This window comes from Streptomyces sp. CA-243310, from assembly GCF_050936775.1.
Taxonomy (GTDB): domain Bacteria; phylum Actinomycetota; class Actinomycetes; order Streptomycetales; family Streptomycetaceae; genus Streptomyces.
Genome location: NZ_JBNJMF010000002.1, coordinates 1,243,414 through 1,259,816, shown reverse-complemented (window position 1 = coordinate 1,259,816; position 16,403 = coordinate 1,243,414). Strand labels below are relative to the sequence as shown.

The 16,403-nt window shown below is 74.1% G+C and carries 14 protein-coding genes; 9 read left to right on the top strand and 5 right to left on the bottom strand.

Annotated elements, in window-relative coordinates; translation table 11 throughout:
• Positions 1–45 precede the first annotated feature (45 nt).
• Genes ACQEVM_RS23170 through ACQEVM_RS23155 form a run of 4 tightly spaced genes read left to right on the top strand, consistent with a single transcriptional unit; the run spans position 46 to position 7,459 of the window.
• Positions 46–1,596, top strand: a complete 1,551-nt coding sequence (locus ACQEVM_RS23170) for a hypothetical protein (RefSeq protein WP_433082010.1) — start codon at positions 46–48, stop codon at positions 1,594–1,596.
• Positions 1,593–1,823, top strand: a complete 231-nt coding sequence (locus tag ACQEVM_RS23165) for a hypothetical protein (RefSeq protein ID WP_433082008.1) — start codon at positions 1,593–1,595, stop codon at positions 1,821–1,823. The genes ACQEVM_RS23170 and ACQEVM_RS23165 overlap by 4 nt, the downstream gene beginning before the upstream one ends.
• Positions 1,820–2,716, top strand: a complete 897-nt coding sequence (locus tag ACQEVM_RS23160) for a hypothetical protein (protein ID WP_053681823.1) — start codon at positions 1,820–1,822, stop codon at positions 2,714–2,716. Before ACQEVM_RS23165 ends, ACQEVM_RS23160 begins: the two co-directional genes overlap by 4 nt.
• A gap of 60 nt (positions 2,717–2,776) precedes the next feature.
• On the top strand, positions 2,777–7,459 hold the full coding sequence (locus ACQEVM_RS23155) for a hypothetical protein (protein ID WP_433082006.1): 4,683 nt from the start codon (positions 2,777–2,779) through the stop codon (positions 7,457–7,459).
• Positions 7,460–7,534: 75 nt separating this feature from the next.
• Here ACQEVM_RS23155 and ACQEVM_RS23150 read toward each other — a convergent pair whose 3' ends face one another.
• Positions 7,535–7,960, bottom strand: coding sequence for a hypothetical protein (locus ACQEVM_RS23150; protein WP_433082004.1), 426 nt, complete (start codon positions 7,958–7,960; stop codon positions 7,535–7,537).
• A 501-nt stretch (positions 7,961–8,461) separates the two neighbouring features.
• On the opposite strand from ACQEVM_RS23150, the gene ACQEVM_RS23145 reads away from it, so the two are divergent.
• The 4 genes from ACQEVM_RS23145 to ACQEVM_RS23130 are packed head-to-tail and all read left to right on the top strand — an operon-like array spanning position 8,462 to position 12,866.
• Entirely contained in the window at positions 8,462–11,374 is a 2,913-nt protein-coding gene (locus ACQEVM_RS23145) for a sensor histidine kinase (protein ID WP_433082002.1), read from the top strand.
• The gene (locus ACQEVM_RS23140) at positions 11,371–11,808 is read left to right on the top strand and encodes a roadblock/LC7 domain-containing protein (protein ID WP_053681826.1); all 438 of its coding nucleotides are present in this window, start codon (positions 11,371–11,373) and stop codon (positions 11,806–11,808) included. Before ACQEVM_RS23145 ends, ACQEVM_RS23140 begins: the two co-directional genes overlap by 4 nt.
• Before the next feature lie 10 nt (positions 11,809–11,818).
• Positions 11,819–12,259 carry a DUF742 domain-containing protein gene (locus tag ACQEVM_RS23135; RefSeq protein ID WP_266951553.1) on the top strand — a complete coding sequence of 147 codons (441 nt, stop codon included), beginning with the start codon at positions 11,819–11,821 and terminating at the stop codon, positions 12,257–12,259.
• Entirely contained in the window at positions 12,240–12,866 is a 627-nt protein-coding gene (locus ACQEVM_RS23130) for a GTP-binding protein (RefSeq protein WP_053681827.1), read from the top strand. The genes ACQEVM_RS23135 and ACQEVM_RS23130 overlap by 20 nt, the downstream gene beginning before the upstream one ends.
• Before the next feature lie 211 nt (positions 12,867–13,077).
• Here the strand turns inward: ACQEVM_RS23130 and ACQEVM_RS23125 are convergent, their stop codons facing one another.
• The 4 genes from ACQEVM_RS23125 to ACQEVM_RS23110 form a co-directional block, all read right to left on the bottom strand.
• A complete protein-coding gene (locus ACQEVM_RS23125; protein ID WP_433081999.1) occupies positions 13,078–14,268 on the bottom strand; it encodes a lipid-transfer protein in 1,191 nt (396 codons plus the stop codon).
• Complete coding sequence (locus ACQEVM_RS23120) at positions 14,265–14,720, bottom strand: Zn-ribbon domain-containing OB-fold protein (protein WP_433081997.1); 456 nt, start codon at positions 14,718–14,720, stop codon at positions 14,265–14,267. Before ACQEVM_RS23120 ends, ACQEVM_RS23125 begins: the two co-directional genes overlap by 4 nt.
• A 63-nt stretch (positions 14,721–14,783) precedes the next feature.
• Positions 14,784–15,122, bottom strand: coding sequence for a DUF962 domain-containing protein (locus tag ACQEVM_RS23115; protein ID WP_351375017.1), 339 nt, complete (start codon positions 15,120–15,122; stop codon positions 14,784–14,786).
• Between the two features lie 13 nt (positions 15,123–15,135).
• A complete protein-coding gene (locus ACQEVM_RS23110) occupies positions 15,136–15,852 on the bottom strand; it encodes a M15 family metallopeptidase (RefSeq protein WP_433081994.1) in 717 nt (238 codons plus the stop codon).
• Positions 15,853–15,875: 23 nt separating this feature from the next.
• Between ACQEVM_RS23110 and ACQEVM_RS23105 the strand changes: the two genes are divergently transcribed.
• Positions 15,876–16,385 (top strand): NUDIX domain-containing protein, encoded by a 510-nt coding sequence (locus ACQEVM_RS23105; RefSeq protein ID WP_433081992.1) that lies wholly within the window; start codon positions 15,876–15,878, stop codon positions 16,383–16,385.
• Positions 16,386–16,403 lie beyond the last annotated feature (18 nt).

Genomic DNA, 16,403 nt, shown 5'->3' with positions numbered 1-16,403 from the left:
AGAACAGCGCCCGCTCCGAGCGGCCAGGGACGATCCGGCCGAACCATGCCGTTTGGGATGTTGTCCGTGTCAGCGCCTAGTCTTTCCGTCGTGACTCTCCCTGCCCCGGCGAAGACCCTTCCGTCCCCGGCGCCGGGCCCGGCCGCCGACGAGGGCCTGGCCCGGCGGCTGCGCGCCCTCGCCTGCACCGCCCCGCTCCACGACCTCGACGTGCGCAAGGCCAATCTGGCCGGCGAGTACGGGGTCTACGCGATGGCCGAGGTCGCCCTGTCCGCGATCGACCTGGTCACGCTCAACATGGACTTCGACACCGGCGCGGACCACGAACAGATAGTGGCCAGGCTGCTGCCGCGCGTCGCGGCGCAGGCGCCCGCCCGCCCGGTCGCCGAGCACGAGCGGGTGGCCCGCTGGGTCCTGGAGAACCTGATCAACGTCGGCAGCGTCGACCGGGGCTTCCGCGCGATCTACGGCACCTTCGGCCCGGACGGCGTGTACGTCCGCCGCGACTACGACTTCAAGCTGATCGAAGAGGTCCCCGGCCACGGCGGGGCCGTCTACCTGCGCACCACCGACGAGGCCGTCAACGTCCTCGTCGGAGCCCTCGACACCGACGTCACGAGCGCCCAGATCGCCGCCGAGGTCAAGCTGGAGGTGCTGATCAGCCGGGGACGCCTCGCGGACGCCCAACTGGCCGCCGAACAGGCGCGCTACCGGACCGTCCAGTACGCCGAGACCCTGCGCCGCACCCTGGACGCCACCCGCCGCAACGTACGCGCCGTGGACTGGCTGGAGGCCGTCCCGGACATGATCGCCGAAGCGCTGGACCACGTCGCCGACCGCTACCGGCACGAGAACGCGATCCTGACCAACATCCGCAAGGCACGGGACGAGGCCGAGGACCCCGACAACAAGCGGCGCGCCGCCGAACTCGTCGACATCGTCAAGGACTGCATCCGCCGCCACACCCAGCTCCAGTCCCGACTGCTCGACGCCGGTCCGCTCTTCCGCGCCGAACAGGACCGCCAGGCCTTCGCCGCCCCCGCGCCGCGCACCGGCATCGACCTGTACGGACAACTCGTCTCCCCGGTCCTGCCGCTGCCGCTGGAGCAGGCCACACGGGTCACCGACGCCTTCTTCGCGGCGGGCACGGGACTGCGCACCCCCGTCTCGGTGCGCATGGCGGACCTGGTCGAGATCCTGCTGACCCCGCCCCAGGAACGCGAACACCTCGGCGTGGAGATGCCCGAACCGGACCTCATCGCCACCCCCGACGACAGCCGGTTCAGCGAGGAGCAACTCGCCGTCGCCATGAAGCTGCTGGACCTGCCCCACGACGCCCCGCGCCGGCTCTCCGGCCTGCTCGCCGAGGCCCGACGCGAGGATCCCGACCTGCCGTACCTGGTGGCGCTGCTGGCGGTCCACGCGGCGAGCCCCGCCGTGGGCACGGCCTACCGCCAGGGCGAGGAACGCCTGCTGTTCGCCGTGGACGACGGCGCCGAACTCGACGACCCGGAGTTCGGCGGCGCCGACCTCATCGTCGGCACCGCGCTCCTCGACTCCGCGGCGATGACCGCGGACCGCACGGAGGCGGCGTGAGCACCACCGGCGTGACCACCGCCCGCGTCCCCGACGTCGGCGCGAGCACCAGCGGCGTGACCACCGCCCCGGCGCCGGCCGACCGCCGCGCGGACACCCCGCCGCGCTCGTCGCACGGACTCGCGCGGCCCCGGCGGCGCCCCGCCCCCCGGCCCGCCGCCGAGCCGGCCCGCGCCCCCCGAGACCACCACCACCCGTACCGCATTGCCGAGGAGCCGCACCCGTGAGCGAGACCCACGCCGAGCACCCCGCGTGGAGCGAGCCCGACGCGGCGTCGGCTCCGACCGGGACCACCCACCCCGTGACCCCGGCGGACGCCGCCGACGCGGCGCGCCTCGTCGCGTTCGGACTCCAGCCCAAGCTGCTGCCCGCCCGCGACGCCGAGTACGCCGAACTGCTGCGCCGCTACCGCGAGGAACCCGCCTTCGGCCGCCTCGCCGACGCCGTCGCCACCGGCCTCGGCCTGATCGTGCTGGAGGTCTCCCCCCGCGCCGGCATGGCCGTGGCCGCCGGCGAGGACTCCGTCTTCGCCGTCCGGATGGGCGACTACGCCCGCCGCACCACCGCCGACGGCGGCGACCGCTTCCTGCACGGCCTCGCCCACCTGGCCGTCGCCGCCCTCGCCTTCCCCCGCCCCGAGGACCTCGCCGACGACGGCTACATCGGCCGGATCACCGTCAACGGAGTCGACGCCTTCGTCCGGCAGACGTGCCGCCGCCTCGAAGAGCGCGCCGACGAACTCGGCGAGAACACCGACCCCGCCTCCGACGCCCCCGGCCTGGAGGCCGGCTGGCGGGTGTACGCCCGCCGCTCCGCCACCGGCGCCACCAAGGACGCCCGGCGGCTCGCCGGCTCCACCACCGGCATCGTCGGCAAGGCCGCCGCCTTCCTCACCGAATCCGGTTTCCTCCAGCGCACCGGCGACGACGCCGGAGGCACCTACCGCACCACCCCCCGCTACCAGCTCCAGGTCCGCGACATGGCGGGCAGCGCGGCCATGGCCGAGCTGCTGGAACTCGGCGTGGTCCCCGTCAGCGACGGCTCCGCCACCCTGCTGCCGCCGCCCGAGGGCGACGACCTGGAGCTCGCCGCCGACGCCGGGCTCCCCTTCCACGCCTGAGCGAGCCCCGCGCCACCTGTCCTCCGTACGACCCACGAGAGACCACGAGAGTCCGCCGCCATGTACGAGCTGTCCCGGATCCGCCTCTACTCCATCGGGCCCGCCGGCGCGCGCTACGCCGACACCGTGCTCGACCTGCGCGGAGTCGGCGCGCCGGTGCCCCACCCGGCGCCCACCCAGGCGGAGTTCTTCGAGGACGAGCCCGCCGGCCCGCCCCGGCGCCCGGCGCCCGCGGGCGTGCTCTTCCTGGAGAACGGCGGCGGCAAGTCCGTCCTCCTCAAACTGATCTTCTCGGTGATGTTGCCCGGCCACCGCAACACCCTCGGCGGGGCCAGCTCGGGCGTCCTGCGCAAGTTCCTGCTCGCCGACGACTGCGGGCACGTCGCCCTCGAATGGCAGCACACCCAGACCGGCGAGTGCGTGGTCGTCGGCAAGGTCAGCGAATGGCGGGGCCGCCAGGTCTCCAACGACCCCCGCAAGTTCGCCGAGGCCTGGTACTCCTTCCGCCCCGGACCGGGACTCGGCCTCGACAACCTCCCCGTCGCCGAGGCCACCGCCGTCCGACCGCCCGTCGAGGGCGCGTCCGGCGCACAGGGCCGCCGCCGCACGATGAAGGGCTTCCGCGACGCCCTCACCGAGGCCGGCAAGGCGTACCCGCACCTGGAGGTGTACTGGGAGGAGATCCACGACCGCTGGAACGAACACCTCACCGAGGTCGGCCTGGATCCCGAACTGTTCCGCTACCAGCGCGAGATGAACGCCGACGAGGGCGAGGCCGCCGGCCTCTTCGCCGTCAAGAAGGACTCCGACTTCACCGACCTGCTGCTGCGCGCCGTCACCGACACCCGCGACACCGACGGTCTGGCCGACCTCGTCCACGGCTTCGGCAACAAACTCGGCCGCCGCGCCGAACTCATGGCCGAACGCGACTTCACCGCCGGCTCGGTCGACCTCCTGCACCGCATCGTCGAAGCAGCCGAGACCCGCTCCCGGCTGCGCGACGTCCACGCCGGCGCCGAACGCCGCACCCGCACCCTCGCCCGGCGGCTGTCCGCCCGCGCCGTCGAGGAACGGGGCCGCGCCGCCGACCTCGCCCAGCGGGTCACCGAAGCCGCCCACCAGGTCACCGGAGCCGAGAGCGCCCGCGGCCGCAGCGCCGCCGTGTCCGCCGAACTCGCCTACCGGCACGCCTCGCTGGCCCTCACCGTCGCCGACAAGGCCGCCGCCGCCCAGCGCCGCGAACTCCTCGAAGCCCGCACCCTGCACTCCGCCTGGCAGGCCGCCGAGATCGTGCTGCGCCACCGCGCCGCCGCCGACCGCTCCGCCCGCGTCGCCGCCGCCATCCTCGAAGCCGAACGGGACGCCGCCCCCGCACTGGCCGCCCGCGCCACCGCCGCCGCCGACCTCGTACGGGCCCTGCACACCGCCGCCGAACACGGCGAGACGCGCGCCAACGAGGAGGAGGAACGGTCCGCGGAGCTCCAGGCCGTCGGCGAGAGCGCCCACCGCGACGCCACCTCCGCCGCCACCGCGGCCCAGCGCGCCCGCAGCGAGGCCGAACACCTCCGGGCCCGCCTCGCGGAGGTCCAACAGGAGACCGCCGAGGCCGTACAGGCCGGCTGGCTCGACGACTCCGAACCCGACGCCGACCCCGCCCGCGCCGCCCTCGCCGCCAGCGACGCCGAGAAGACCGCCGTCGCGGCCTGGAGCGAGTCCCGCGAGGCCGCCCGCGGCGCCGCCGAGACCGCCCGCGAGGCCGCCACCGCGGAATCCCGCGCCGAACTCACCGCCGCCCGCGCCGCGGACGCCGCGGACGCCGCCGAATCCGCGCACGAGGCGGAGGCCCGCGCCGCCGCCTCGCTCGCCGAAGCGCCGCGCCTGGCAGCCCTCCTGGGCCTCCCGAGCGCCCCCGACGCCACCGTCCCGCACCCGCGCGGCGACCACGGCCCGAACGACACACCCCCCACCCCCGAACAGGGCCCCGCCTGCGTCGCCTCGGCCGCGACCCACGGCGGCCTCACCGTCGAAGACCTCGACCGGGGCGCCGACGACCTCCGCACCCTGCTCACCGACTCCATCGCCTCCGCCGAACGGCAACTCTTCGAGCTGCGCACCGCCGCCGCCGACGACGCCCGCATCCTCGGCGCCCTCGGCGACGGCGGACTCCTGCCGCCCGGACCCGACGTCCTCGCCACCGTCGAGCACCTCGGCGAACACGGCATCCCCGCCCTCCCCGGCTGGCGCTACCTCGCCCAGTCCGTGGACCCCGCCGACCACGCCGCCGTCCTCGCCGCCCGCCCCGAACTCGTCGACGGCGTCGTCATCACCGACCCCGACACCCACGCCCGGGCCCGCGAGGTCCTGTCCGCCGCCGCCCTGCTGCCCCGCTCCACCGTCGCGGTCGGCACCGCCGCCGCCCTCCTCGCGCCACTGCCCCCGACCGACGCCGACAACGACGTCTCCGGCATCTTCATCGTGTCGCCGAACCCGGCCATGCACGACGAGCAGGCCGCCGACGCGGAGCGCCAGACCCTGCGCACCCGCGCCACCGCCCGCGACACCGAGATCCGGGACCTGGCCGCCCGACTCTCCGGCGACCGCGAACTCGCCGCCCGACTCGCCTCCTGGCGCACCGGCTGCCCGCCCGGCCGCCTCGCCGAACTCGCCCGGCACGCCGAGGCCGCCCGCGCCTTCGCCGAGGAGGCCGACGCCGAACTCGCCGAGGTCCGCACCGTACGGGCCGAGGCGGACGAGGCCGCCGCCGACGCCGCCCGCGTCCGCGAGGAACGCCAGGACACCGCCCAGCGCGCCCGCCGCGTCGCCGACGCCCTCGCCGGCCTCGCCCACCGCCTGCGCGAGCGCGCCGGCTGGCAGGCGAGGCTGCGCGAACTCGCCGACGACACGGCCGAGTCCGAAGCCCGCGCCGAGGTCTGCCTGGACCGGGCCCGGGCCGCCGACGAGGACCGCCGCGCCGCCCAGCGCGCTGCCGACGACGCCCGCCGCACCTCCCGCGCACTGCGGGCCGAACGCGCCGAGATCGCCGGCGCCCCCGAGCCGCTCCCGGCGGACGACGGCTCCGCCAAGGCCCCCCTGCCCGACCTGCGCGAGGCCTACCGGGCCGCCTCACAGCTCTACGAGAAGGTCGGGGTCGGCGCCGACCTGCGCGCCGAACAGGCCCGCGCCGAGAGCGCCGAAAGCGCCGCCCTCGCCGAACTCGACCGCCTCACCAACAAGGTCCGCACCCGCGCCGCCCAACTCCTCGAAGGCACCGACGGATCCGACGGCCCGTCCCGGCAGGCCGCCGCCGCCCGCGCCGAATCCCTCGTACAGATGCTGGAGACCCGCGCCTCGACCGCGAGCGAGCAGCTCGGCCGACTGCGCGGCGAGGCCGAACGGCACGCACCCGCCGAGGGCGAGGCACACACCGAACTCCCCGAGGACCTCGTCCCCGAGAACGTGGAACAGGCCCAGGGCCTGCTGCGCGCCGCCACCGCCCGGCTCGCCGCCCACACCGCCGCCGTGGAGGGCGCCCGGGCCGCCCACGCCGACCTGCTGCGCGCCCACCGCACCGCCGAGGACGGCGCCGGCGGCTTCGACGAGACCGCGACCCTGCTCCGGGACCTGCTGCGCGACCACACCCACCAGGACGACGAACAGGAGCCGGTGGCCCACCCGGGGACCCTGGAGGAGGCCCGCCAGTCGGCCACCGAGGCACGCCGCTCCCTGCGTGGCTGCGCCGCGGACCTCTCCGCGGCGGAATCCGGCGTGCGCGAGGCGAGCGACATCCTCGTCCGGCACGCCAACGCCAACCGCTACGAGCAGGTGCGCACCCCCGCCCGCCAGCAGATCCGCGAACTCCCCGCCTCCGCCCTGCCCGAACACGCCGCCGCCTGGGCCACCGCCTTCGCACCCCGACTGCGTGTGCTCACCGACGAGTTGGAACAGCTGGAACGCAACCGGGGCAGCATCGTCGACCGACTGCGCGGCCTGGTGGAGTCCGCCCTCGCCACCCTGCGCTCCGCCCAACGGCTCTCCCAACTGCCCGAGGGCCTGGGGGAGTGGTCGGGGCAGGAGTTCCTGCGCATCCGTTTCGAGGAACCCGACCAGGCCACGCTCACCGAGCGGCTGGGCGAGGTCATCGACGAGGCCACCCGCGCGGCCGTGAAGAAGAACAGCACGGCCTCCTTCGGGGAAGGCCGGCGCGACGGCATGTCCCTGCTGCTGCGCGGCGTGCAGGCCGCGCTGGAGCCCAAGGGCATCGCGGTCGAGATCCTCAAGCCGGACGCGGTCCTGCGCGCCGAGCGCGTCCCGGTCGGCCAGATGGGCGACGTGTTCTCCGGGGGGCAACTGCTCACCGCCGCCATCGCCCTGTACTGCACGATGGCGGCGCTGCGCAGCAACGACCGGGGCCGCGACAAGCACCGCCACGCGGGCACGTTGTTCCTCGACAACCCGATCGGCCGCGCCAACGCCACCTACCTGCTGGAGCTCCAGCGGGCCGTCTCGGACGCGCTCGGCGTCCAGCTCCTCTACACCACGGGCCTCTTCGACACCACGGCGCTCGCGGAGTTCCCGCTGGTCATCCGGCTGCGCAACGACGCGGACCTGCGCGCGGGCCTGAAGTACATCAGCGTCGAGGAGCACCTGCGTCCGGGCCTGCCCCAGCAGTCGCCCGACGAGGAGACGATCCACGGCGAGATCACGGCCACCCGCATGTACCGCCGCTCCGCGGTGGGCGCCTGACCGCTCCCGGTCCCACCGTGCGCGGCAGGGTCGCCCGGGGGTGCCACGCACCCCGCCGCCCCGCTCCGGGCCGGACTATCCCCGGCCGGGCGCGGCGTGTCGTATGCGGGCGGGCCGGGCGGCCGGCGGTCCCGCACCGGCCTGCCCCCGGTCCCGCCGCCGCTCCCCGCGCCCGTCGCGGGCGGTGCTGCCGGGCGCCGAGACGACCCCGTACCGCTGGTTCCACGTCTGCCGGGTGATCAGTACGTCCAGTACGCCCCAGGTGGCCACCACCGTGCCGCCTATCGCGATGAGCGCCATCGGCAGTACCAGCCAGGACCCGGTCAGCGCGAGGAAGAAGGTGATCGTGGACTGGGTCAGGGTGACCGAGACGATCAGCACCGCCCGCACCGCGGACGTCCGCACCGGGTCGGGCAACCGATACCGCCTGGCCGGCTCCTCGATCCACAGCCCGTGCCCGGGCCCCTCCGTCACCGCGCCGTCCTCTTCGTACATCCTCATGTTCCGCTCACTCCCCACAACGTGGTCCGCCATGCGTCCCCGACGATGACGATCCGAACGTCTCCACCAAAGTGTCCCCAAAACGTCCCTCGACCAGACAGACGTCCGGGACGGCCCGGACGTTCCGGGGGAGGCAGTGGCCCCGCCGGGAAAAAGGATCAGGAGCCGGCCCTGGCCGAGCCCCGGTTCCCGCCCCGATGTCCCTCACCCCGCATTCCCGCATCGCGGACTCCTCCCGAGTGCCCGAACGGCACGGAACGAAGAGTTCCAGCCATCCACTGCCTTGCGGGAACCGATGGCCCACCAGGTGTCATGTGCCACAAATCGGGCCGGACTTGACCGGATCTATCGGACAACTCGTGATCTTCGCCGGAGGTGTCGGCCGAAAACGTCCGGACAGGCCTTCGAAGGCGCCCGGTGGCAGTAGTAGGCTCACGCCGTTTAAATGACGGAACACCTACCCCCGGCAACGGGGTTGAGCTGGGGGAGGCTGGGGAGGCCATGCGCTTTCGCGGGAAGTCCATCCGCCGGAAGATCGTGGCGTTGCTCCTTGTGCCGCTCGTCTCCCTGACCGCCCTCTGGGGTTTCTCGACGGTCATCACCGGTCGGCAGGCCGTCCAACTCCTCGACGTCGCCTACGTCATCGAGAAGGTCGGATACCCCATCGAGGACGTCGTCCGGGTCATCCAGAAGGAACGTCGCCAGACCCTCGTCCTCATCGGCGACCCGCGGGCCTCGGCCGCCACCGCCGAGCTGACCCGCAGCCGCGCCGCCACCGACGCCGCCGTGCGGACCATCACCGAGAACGCGAAGGACCCGGAGGTGATGGACGAGCTCGCCCCCGAGACCGCCCAACGCCTGCGTTCCATCCTCGAAGCCTTCCGGGGCATCGAGGCGCTGCGCCGCTCCGTCGACCGCAACAGCCTCGACACGAACCAGGCCCTGGAGCTCTACAGCCGCCTCGTCGACCCCTGCCACGAGTTCCTCATGAATCTCCACGCCCTGGAGAACGTGGAGATGGACAAGCAGGGCCGCGCGCTCGTCGGCATCACCCGGGCCCGCGAGACGCTCTCCCGTGAGGACGCCGTCGTCGCCGCGGCCCTGGCCGCCAAGGTCGTCAGCCCCGTCGACGTCCGCGGCGTCTCGGACCTCGCCGCCAACCGCGCGCTGCTGTACGAGTTCAACCTGGCCATCCTCCCGGCCGAGGACCGCAGCCTCTTCGAGAACTACTGGAACGGCCCCGAGACCAAGGCCCTGCGCGACGCCGAGGAACGGTTCATCACCGACGGCGCCCGCCGCAACCCGCGCGCGTTCACCGCCGCCCAGTGGGACGAGGCCGCCGGCAAGGTACTCGACGGCCTCGCCACGATGGGCACCGAGGCCGGAGACCGCTACCAGCGGCGCGTCGAACCCGCCGCCATGAACGTCCTCGTCCAGGCCGCCGTCGCCGGCATCCTCGGCTTCATCGCCCTGCTCGTCTCCCTCGTCCTGTCCGTACGCATCGGCCGCGACCTGATCCGCGACCTGTCCCGGCTCCGCAAGGACGCCCACGAGGCCTCCGGCGTCCGCCTCCCCGGCGTCATGCGCCGGCTCGCCGCCGGCGAACACGTCGACGTGGAGACGGAAGCCCCCCGGCTGGAGTTCGAGAAGGACGAGGTCGGCCAGGTCGCCCTCGCGCTCAACAGCCTTCAGCGCGCCGCCGTGGAGGCGGCCGTCAAGCAGGCGGAACTGCGCCGGGGCGTCTCCGAGGTCTTCGTCAACCTCGCCCGCCGCAACCAGGTCCTCCTGCACCGCCAACTGACCCTGCTCGACACCATGGAACGGCGCACCGAGGACACCGAGGAACTCGCGGACCTCTTCCGCCTCGACCACATGACCACCCGCATGCGCCGCCACGCGGAGGGACTGGTGATCCTCTCCGGCGCCGCCCCCTCCCGCCAGTGGCGCAAGCCGGTGCAGCTGATGGACGTCGTGCGCGCCGCCGTCGCGGAGGTCGAGGACTACGAGCGCATCGAGGTGCGGCGCCTGCCGCGCATCGGCATCGAGGGCCCCGCCGTCGCCGACGTCACCCACCTCGTCGCGGAACTCCTGGAGAACGCCACCGTGTTCTCGCCGCCGCACACCGCGGTCCAGGTGCACGGCGAACGCGTCGCCAACGGCTTCACCCTGGAGATCCACGACCGCGGCCTCGGCATGAACCCGGAAGCGCTCCTCGACGCCAACCTCCGGCTCGCCGAGACCCCCGAGTTCGAACTGTCGGACACCGACCGGCTGGGCCTGTTCGTGGTCAGCCGGCTCGCCCGCCGCCACGGCATCCGGGTCGTCCTCCAGCACAGCCCGTACGGAGGCACCACCGCGGTGGTCTTCCTCCCGGTCGAACTGCTCACCGAGGCCCCCGACACCAACGGCACCGGCATCCGCCTCGACGGGCTCAAGCCCGCCGCCGCCGCGAAGCTCGGCAAGGGCGCGGGCCGGCCGGGATCCACCGCCATCGAGGGAGCGCCGGCCGGTCGGTCGCTGCCCCCCGGCGTCCTGAACGGCCCGGTCGAGCTGGAGAGCCCCCTCGGCCTCCTGGGACTGGACGGCATCGACGAACCCACCGCCCCCGACGAGGTCACCGCCGGGATCACCGGCCTGACCGGAGTCGTCGGCCGGCCGCCGATGGCCACCCTCGACGACGAGACCCCGCCCGGAGGCATATCGCGCAGCGCCCTGCTGGGCCTGCGCCCCGCCGGCCGCCCGAGCACCGACCGGCTCGCGGAGCGCGGCGCGGCCTGGAAGGGCGACCGGATCGGGGAGCGCGGCGCGGCCCGCCGGCCGGACCTCAACCGGGAGCTCGACGGCGACCGCGAGCCGTCGGCCCCGACCGGCCCCGTACGGCCCCCGCGTCCGCGCCCGGACACCGTGTCCGCGGCCCACCCGGACGTCCCGCGCGGATCGGGCACGGTACCCCTGCCCCGCCGTCGTCCCGCCCCGACCCTGGTGGCGGAGCACGGCCGTCGGGTGGAACCGCGCCCGGCGGCCCCGTTCCCGCCGGTCGGCAAGGCCGGCCGGCTCCCGTCCGAGGCGCCTCCCCGGCCCGAGAGCCCCCGGCCCGAGGCGTCCGGATCCCCCCAGGCCTCGGGGGCCGCCCGGGTCCCCAGGCCGGCCCAGGCCCCCGCCGGCCTGCCCCGCCGGGTGCGCCAGGCCAACCTGGCGCCCCAGCTCAAGAACTCCCCGGCCGCCGCCCCGGCCGAAGCCGCCGTCGAACCGGTCGAGGACCGGGACGCGGAGGAGGTACGCACCCGCATGTCCGCCCTCCAGCGCGGCTGGACCGCGGGACGCAATCAGCACGCATCGCAGCAGTCCGCGGCCGCGGCGGGCACCCCCGCCGCCGCGGATCCCGGATACGAGAACGAAGGGGACGGTCGATGACCGCACCGCAGACCGGCAACGACACCAGGGGCCGCGGCTCCGGCCCGCTGAACTGGCTCCTCGACGAGCTGGTCGACAAGGTCGGCAGCATCCGCAAGGCGGTGGTGCTCTCCGGTGACGGCCTGCCCACCGGCAGCTCCAAGGACCTGACGCGCGAGGACAGCGAGCACCTGGCCGCCGTGGCGTCCGGCTTCCACAGCCTGGCCAAGGGCGTGGGCCGGCACTTCGACTCCGGCCGGGTCCGCCAGACCGTGGTCGAGCTCGACGAGGCCTTCCTGTTCGTCATGGCCGCCGGTGACGGCAGTTGCCTGGCCGTGCTCGCCGACGCGGAGTCGGACGTCGGCCAGGTCGCCTACGAGATGACCCTGATGGTCAAGCGAGTGGGCGATCACCTGGCGACCACCCCGCGCACCGGGCTGCCAGCCGGAGGGTGAGTAGGACGGCATGAGCGATTCAGGTCAGGACCACCCCGCCGACACCCCCGGCAGCGGCCCCGAGACGGCGCCCGAACCCACGCACTGGTTCGACGCCGACGCGGGCCCGGTCGTCCGCCCGTACGCGATGACCCGCGGCCGGACCAGCCACTCGGGTCAGCACCGCCTCGACCTGATCGCGCTCGTGGTCGCCGAATCGGCGGCCGACGACCCGGTCTGGGACGTGACCCTGTCCCCGGAACACGCCCACATCCTCGGGCTCTGCCGGGGGCGCCCCCAGTCGGTGGCGGAACTCGCCGCCGATCTGGACCTGGCGATCGGGGTCGTCCGCGTCCTGATCGGCGATCTCGTGGACGACGAACTGGTCCACGTGACCCGGCCGGTGCCCCCGGCCGAACTGCCCGACGAATCCATTCTGCGTGAGGTGATCAATGGCCTTCGGGCGCTCTAGCCGCACCGGCGCGATGCATGCCGTGTCGCCGGTCGAGCCGCTGACCTTGAAGATCCTGGTCGCGGGCGGCTTCGGGGTGGGCAAGACCACCCTGGTCGGTGCGGTGAGTGAGATCAGACCGCTGCGGACGGAGGAACAACTCTCCGAACCCGGCGTCGGCATCGACGACATCGGGGGAGTGGAGGGCAAGACCACCACCACCGTGGCCATGGACTTCGGCCGCATCACCCTCCGCGAGGACCTGGTGCTCTACCTGTTCGGCACGCCCGGACAGGACCGCTTCTGGTTCCTCTGGGACGAGTTGGCCCAGGGGTCCCTCGGCGCGGTCGTCCTCGCCGACACCCGCCGGCTCGCCGACTGCTTCGCCGCCGTCGACTACTTCGAGCGACGCGGCATCCCCTTCGTGGTCGCGGTCAACTGCTTCGACGGCGCCGACCGGCACCCGGTGGTGACCGTCCGGGAGGCCCTCGACCTCGACGCCGGGGTACCGGTTCTGTTGTGTGACGCCCGCGACCGCGAGTCCGTCAAGGACGTGCTGGTGGGGGTCGTGGAGCACGCGATGTCACTGGCCCGGGCCCGCCGCCGGATGACGACCGCCGGCGCCTGAACGACCGTCCCGAGGGGACGTCGCGGACCGGATCCCCACCCGGGCCCTCCCCGTGCATGGAGGCGGCCCGTACCCCCGCCGACTGGGGTACGGGCCGCAGCTCTCATGGGGGGTCACGGGATCCCGGTCGCGGCGCGGGACCGTGCAGCGAGTGTGAACCTGCCACCAGGGGTCGTCAAGCCCCCGGACCACGCTCGTCGTCGTACGCGGTTCACCGTACGACGACGACGGCCGATCCGTGCCCGAAGAGCCCCTGGTTCGCCGTGATCCCGGCCCGCGCGCCCGGCACCTGCCGCTCCCCGGCCGTACCCCGCAACTGCCAGGTCAGCTCGCACACCTGGGCTATCGCCTGCGCCGGCACCGCCTCCCCGAAGGAGCACAGCCCGCCGCTCGTGTTGACCGGAATCCGGCCCCCGAGCGCGGTCGCGCCCTCCCGGACGAGCTTGGCGCCCTCGCCCTCACCGCAGAGGCCGATGTCCTCGTACCACTCCAACTCCAGGGCCGTGGACAGGTCGTACACCTCCGCGAGCGACAGGTCGTCCGGCCCCAGCCCCGCCTCCTCGTACGCGGCGCGCGCGATGGACGCCCGGAACGACCCGGTTGCCGGCCGTACGGCGGTCATCGAATCGGTGGCGATGTCCGGCAGGTCGAGGACGGTACGGGGATAGGTGGGCGTCACCGTCGACACCGCCCGGATCCGTACCGGGTCCGCGACCCCGCGCGAGCGGGCGTAGTCCATGCTGCTCAGCACCAACGCGGCGCCCCCGTCGGAGGTGGCGCAGATGTCCAGCAGCCGCAGCGGGTCCGCGACGACCGCGGAGGCCGCCACCTCCTCGGCGGTCACGGTCTCGCGGTAGCGGGCGTGCGGGTTGAGCGCGCCGGCGACGGAGTTCTTCACCTTGACCCGCGCGAAGTCCTCGCCGGTGTCCCCGTACAAGGCCATCCGCCGACGGGCGTACAGCGCGAAGTACGCCGGGTTGGTCGCGCCCAGCACCCGGAAGCGCAACCAGTCCGGATCGTCCGGCCGGTTCCCGCCGGCAGGGGCGAAGAACCCCTTGGGGGCGGCGTCCGCGCCCACCACCAGCACCACGTCGGCCAGTCCGGCCAGGATCTGCGCCCGGGCCGCCCCGATGGCCTGGGCGCCGGAGGCGCAGGCCGCGTACACGCTGGTCACGCGGGCGCCCTGCCAGCCGAGCGCCCGCGCGAAGGTCGCCCCGGCCACGTAGCCGGGATAGCCGGAGCGCACGGTGTCGGCCCCGACGATCGACTGCACGTCGGTCCAGTCCAGCCGTGCGTCGGCCAGCGCCGACCGGGCGGCGATCCGCCCGTACTCGACGAACCCCCGACCCCACTTGCCCCACGGATGCATCCCGGCACCGAGGACGGCCACGTCGGTACTCACGCGCCCACCTCCACCGGCCGGAACCGCCATGTGGTCCAGACGGTCTCGGCGTCCTCGTCCAGCACCCCGCCGACCACCTCGACCTCCATCCCGACCGCGAGGTCGGCGACGGTCACCCCGGGCGCCGCCTGGCCGAGCACGACCATCCCCTCGGCCTCCAGCTCGACCGCGACCAGCGTGTACGGCTCCCAGGGCTCGGCGGGGTCGGACACGTAGGGCGCGGGGGGCCGGTACCGCCCGTCCGTGTAGGACCAGACCCGCCCGCGCGGGGACAGCGGCACCTCCGCGAGCCGCCCGTCAGCCGGGCAGTGCGGGTTGCGGCAGCAGGTGTCCTCGCGCGGGAAGAACACGGCGGCGCAGGCGGAACACCGGGTGCCGAGCAGCCGGAAATCGCCGCCCGCCTCCGTGCCCGTGAACCATCCGCTCACGACGGGTGTGCGTGTGCGTTCCAAGACCCCTCCCCGAATCGACTCCTGACGGATCGTCAGAAAGTCTCGCACGGGGCCCGCTCCCGGTCACCGGTTCTCGGCGAGCCACTTCCGGGCGATCTCGTCCAACTCCGCGTCCCGCCCGGCGAGCATCATCCGGATCATCCGCGCGTCCCCGCGCAGCGACCAGCCCGGATGCCCGAAGGTGGCCGGGTTGTTCCCCTCGATGAGGAAGTGCGCCGGCCAGGCCGTCCCGTAACCGATCAGCGGCAGGGCGGCGAGGAAACGCCTGCGACCGCGCGCCACCCCGTACACGGACAGGGCGAGCCCGCCGAGCGTCCCCGTGAGGTGCACCCAGCGGGTCGCGGCCTTGGAGTGCATCGCGACGTAGTAGGGCCAGAATTCCTCGTACGAACCGAAAGTCATGCGGGCACCGTACTCAGGGCCGCACCGCCGCGACAGAGACCGGGAAGTCGAAGTACCGGTCGGGGAAGGCCTCGGGCCGGTACGTGAAGTGCCACCACTCCTGCGGAAGGTTAACGAAGCCCTGCCCGGCCAGCGCCCGCCCCAGCGCCTCCCGGTTCCCCCGCGCCGCACCGACCACCCGAGGATCGTCGGTGTGGGAGAGCGGATCGAAGAAGTCGAACGCCGTCCCCATGTCCACCGGCCCCCCGCCCGGCACCCGCACCAGCGTCACGTCCACCGTGCTCCCGCGACTGTGCCCCGACCTCGGGGCCACATAGCCCTCCGGGATCAGCCGCGACTTGTCCACCCGCGGATAGAACTCCTCCTTGGTCGACCGGTCCCCCTCGTCCCCGGCCCACCGCACGAACCGGTCCACGGCCCGCTGCGGCCGATAGCAGTCGTACACGAGCAGCGACAGACCCCTGCGCGACAGACCGGCCTGAGCCCGCCGCAAGGCCTCGGCCGCGGGGCGCGCGAGCAGACAGACGGGCTCCTCGTACCCCTCGACGGGCCGGCCCGTGAAGTTCCGCGCCGACGCGTACCGCACGTCCTGACCGATCGTCGGATCCACGTCCGCCAGCGCCACGAACCCCGGCGGCGCCACCTCGTCCACCGCGAACCCCGGCGGCGGGGGCCCCGTCGGACCCGTCACCAGCGCACCCGACAACGCCACGACCACCATCGTCCTCATACGCCCTGGCATACCATCACCGGATGCCGGAACAGCCGAGGAACGCCCACTGCTCCACCTGCGGAGCACCGTTCGACACCACCGCCTGGCCCCGCAGGTGCGCCACGTGCGGCGCCACCACCTACCGCAACCCCCTCCCGGTGGCCGTCACCCTCCTCCCCGTCGAGGACGCCGACGGCACCGGCCTGGTCGTCATCACCCGCACCATCGAACCGGCCCTGGGCGGCGTCGCCCTCCCCGGCGGCTTCATCGACTTCGGCGAGGACTGGCGGGAAGCGGTGGTCCGCGAACTGCGCGAGGAGACCGGCATCGAAGCCACCGCCTCCGACGTCACCCTGGCCGACGCCAAGAGCTCACCGGCGGGCCACCTGCTCCTCTTCGGCCTGCTGCCCCGCCGCCCCGCCGCCGCCCTCCCGAAATCCGTCGCCACCGACGAGACCACCGGCTGGCACCTCCTGCGCGAACCGACCGACCTGGCCTTCCCCCTGCACACCGAAGCGGTGGCCGCCTGGTTCGCCGGCTCCTACGCCTGACACCCCCGCCGACGGTCC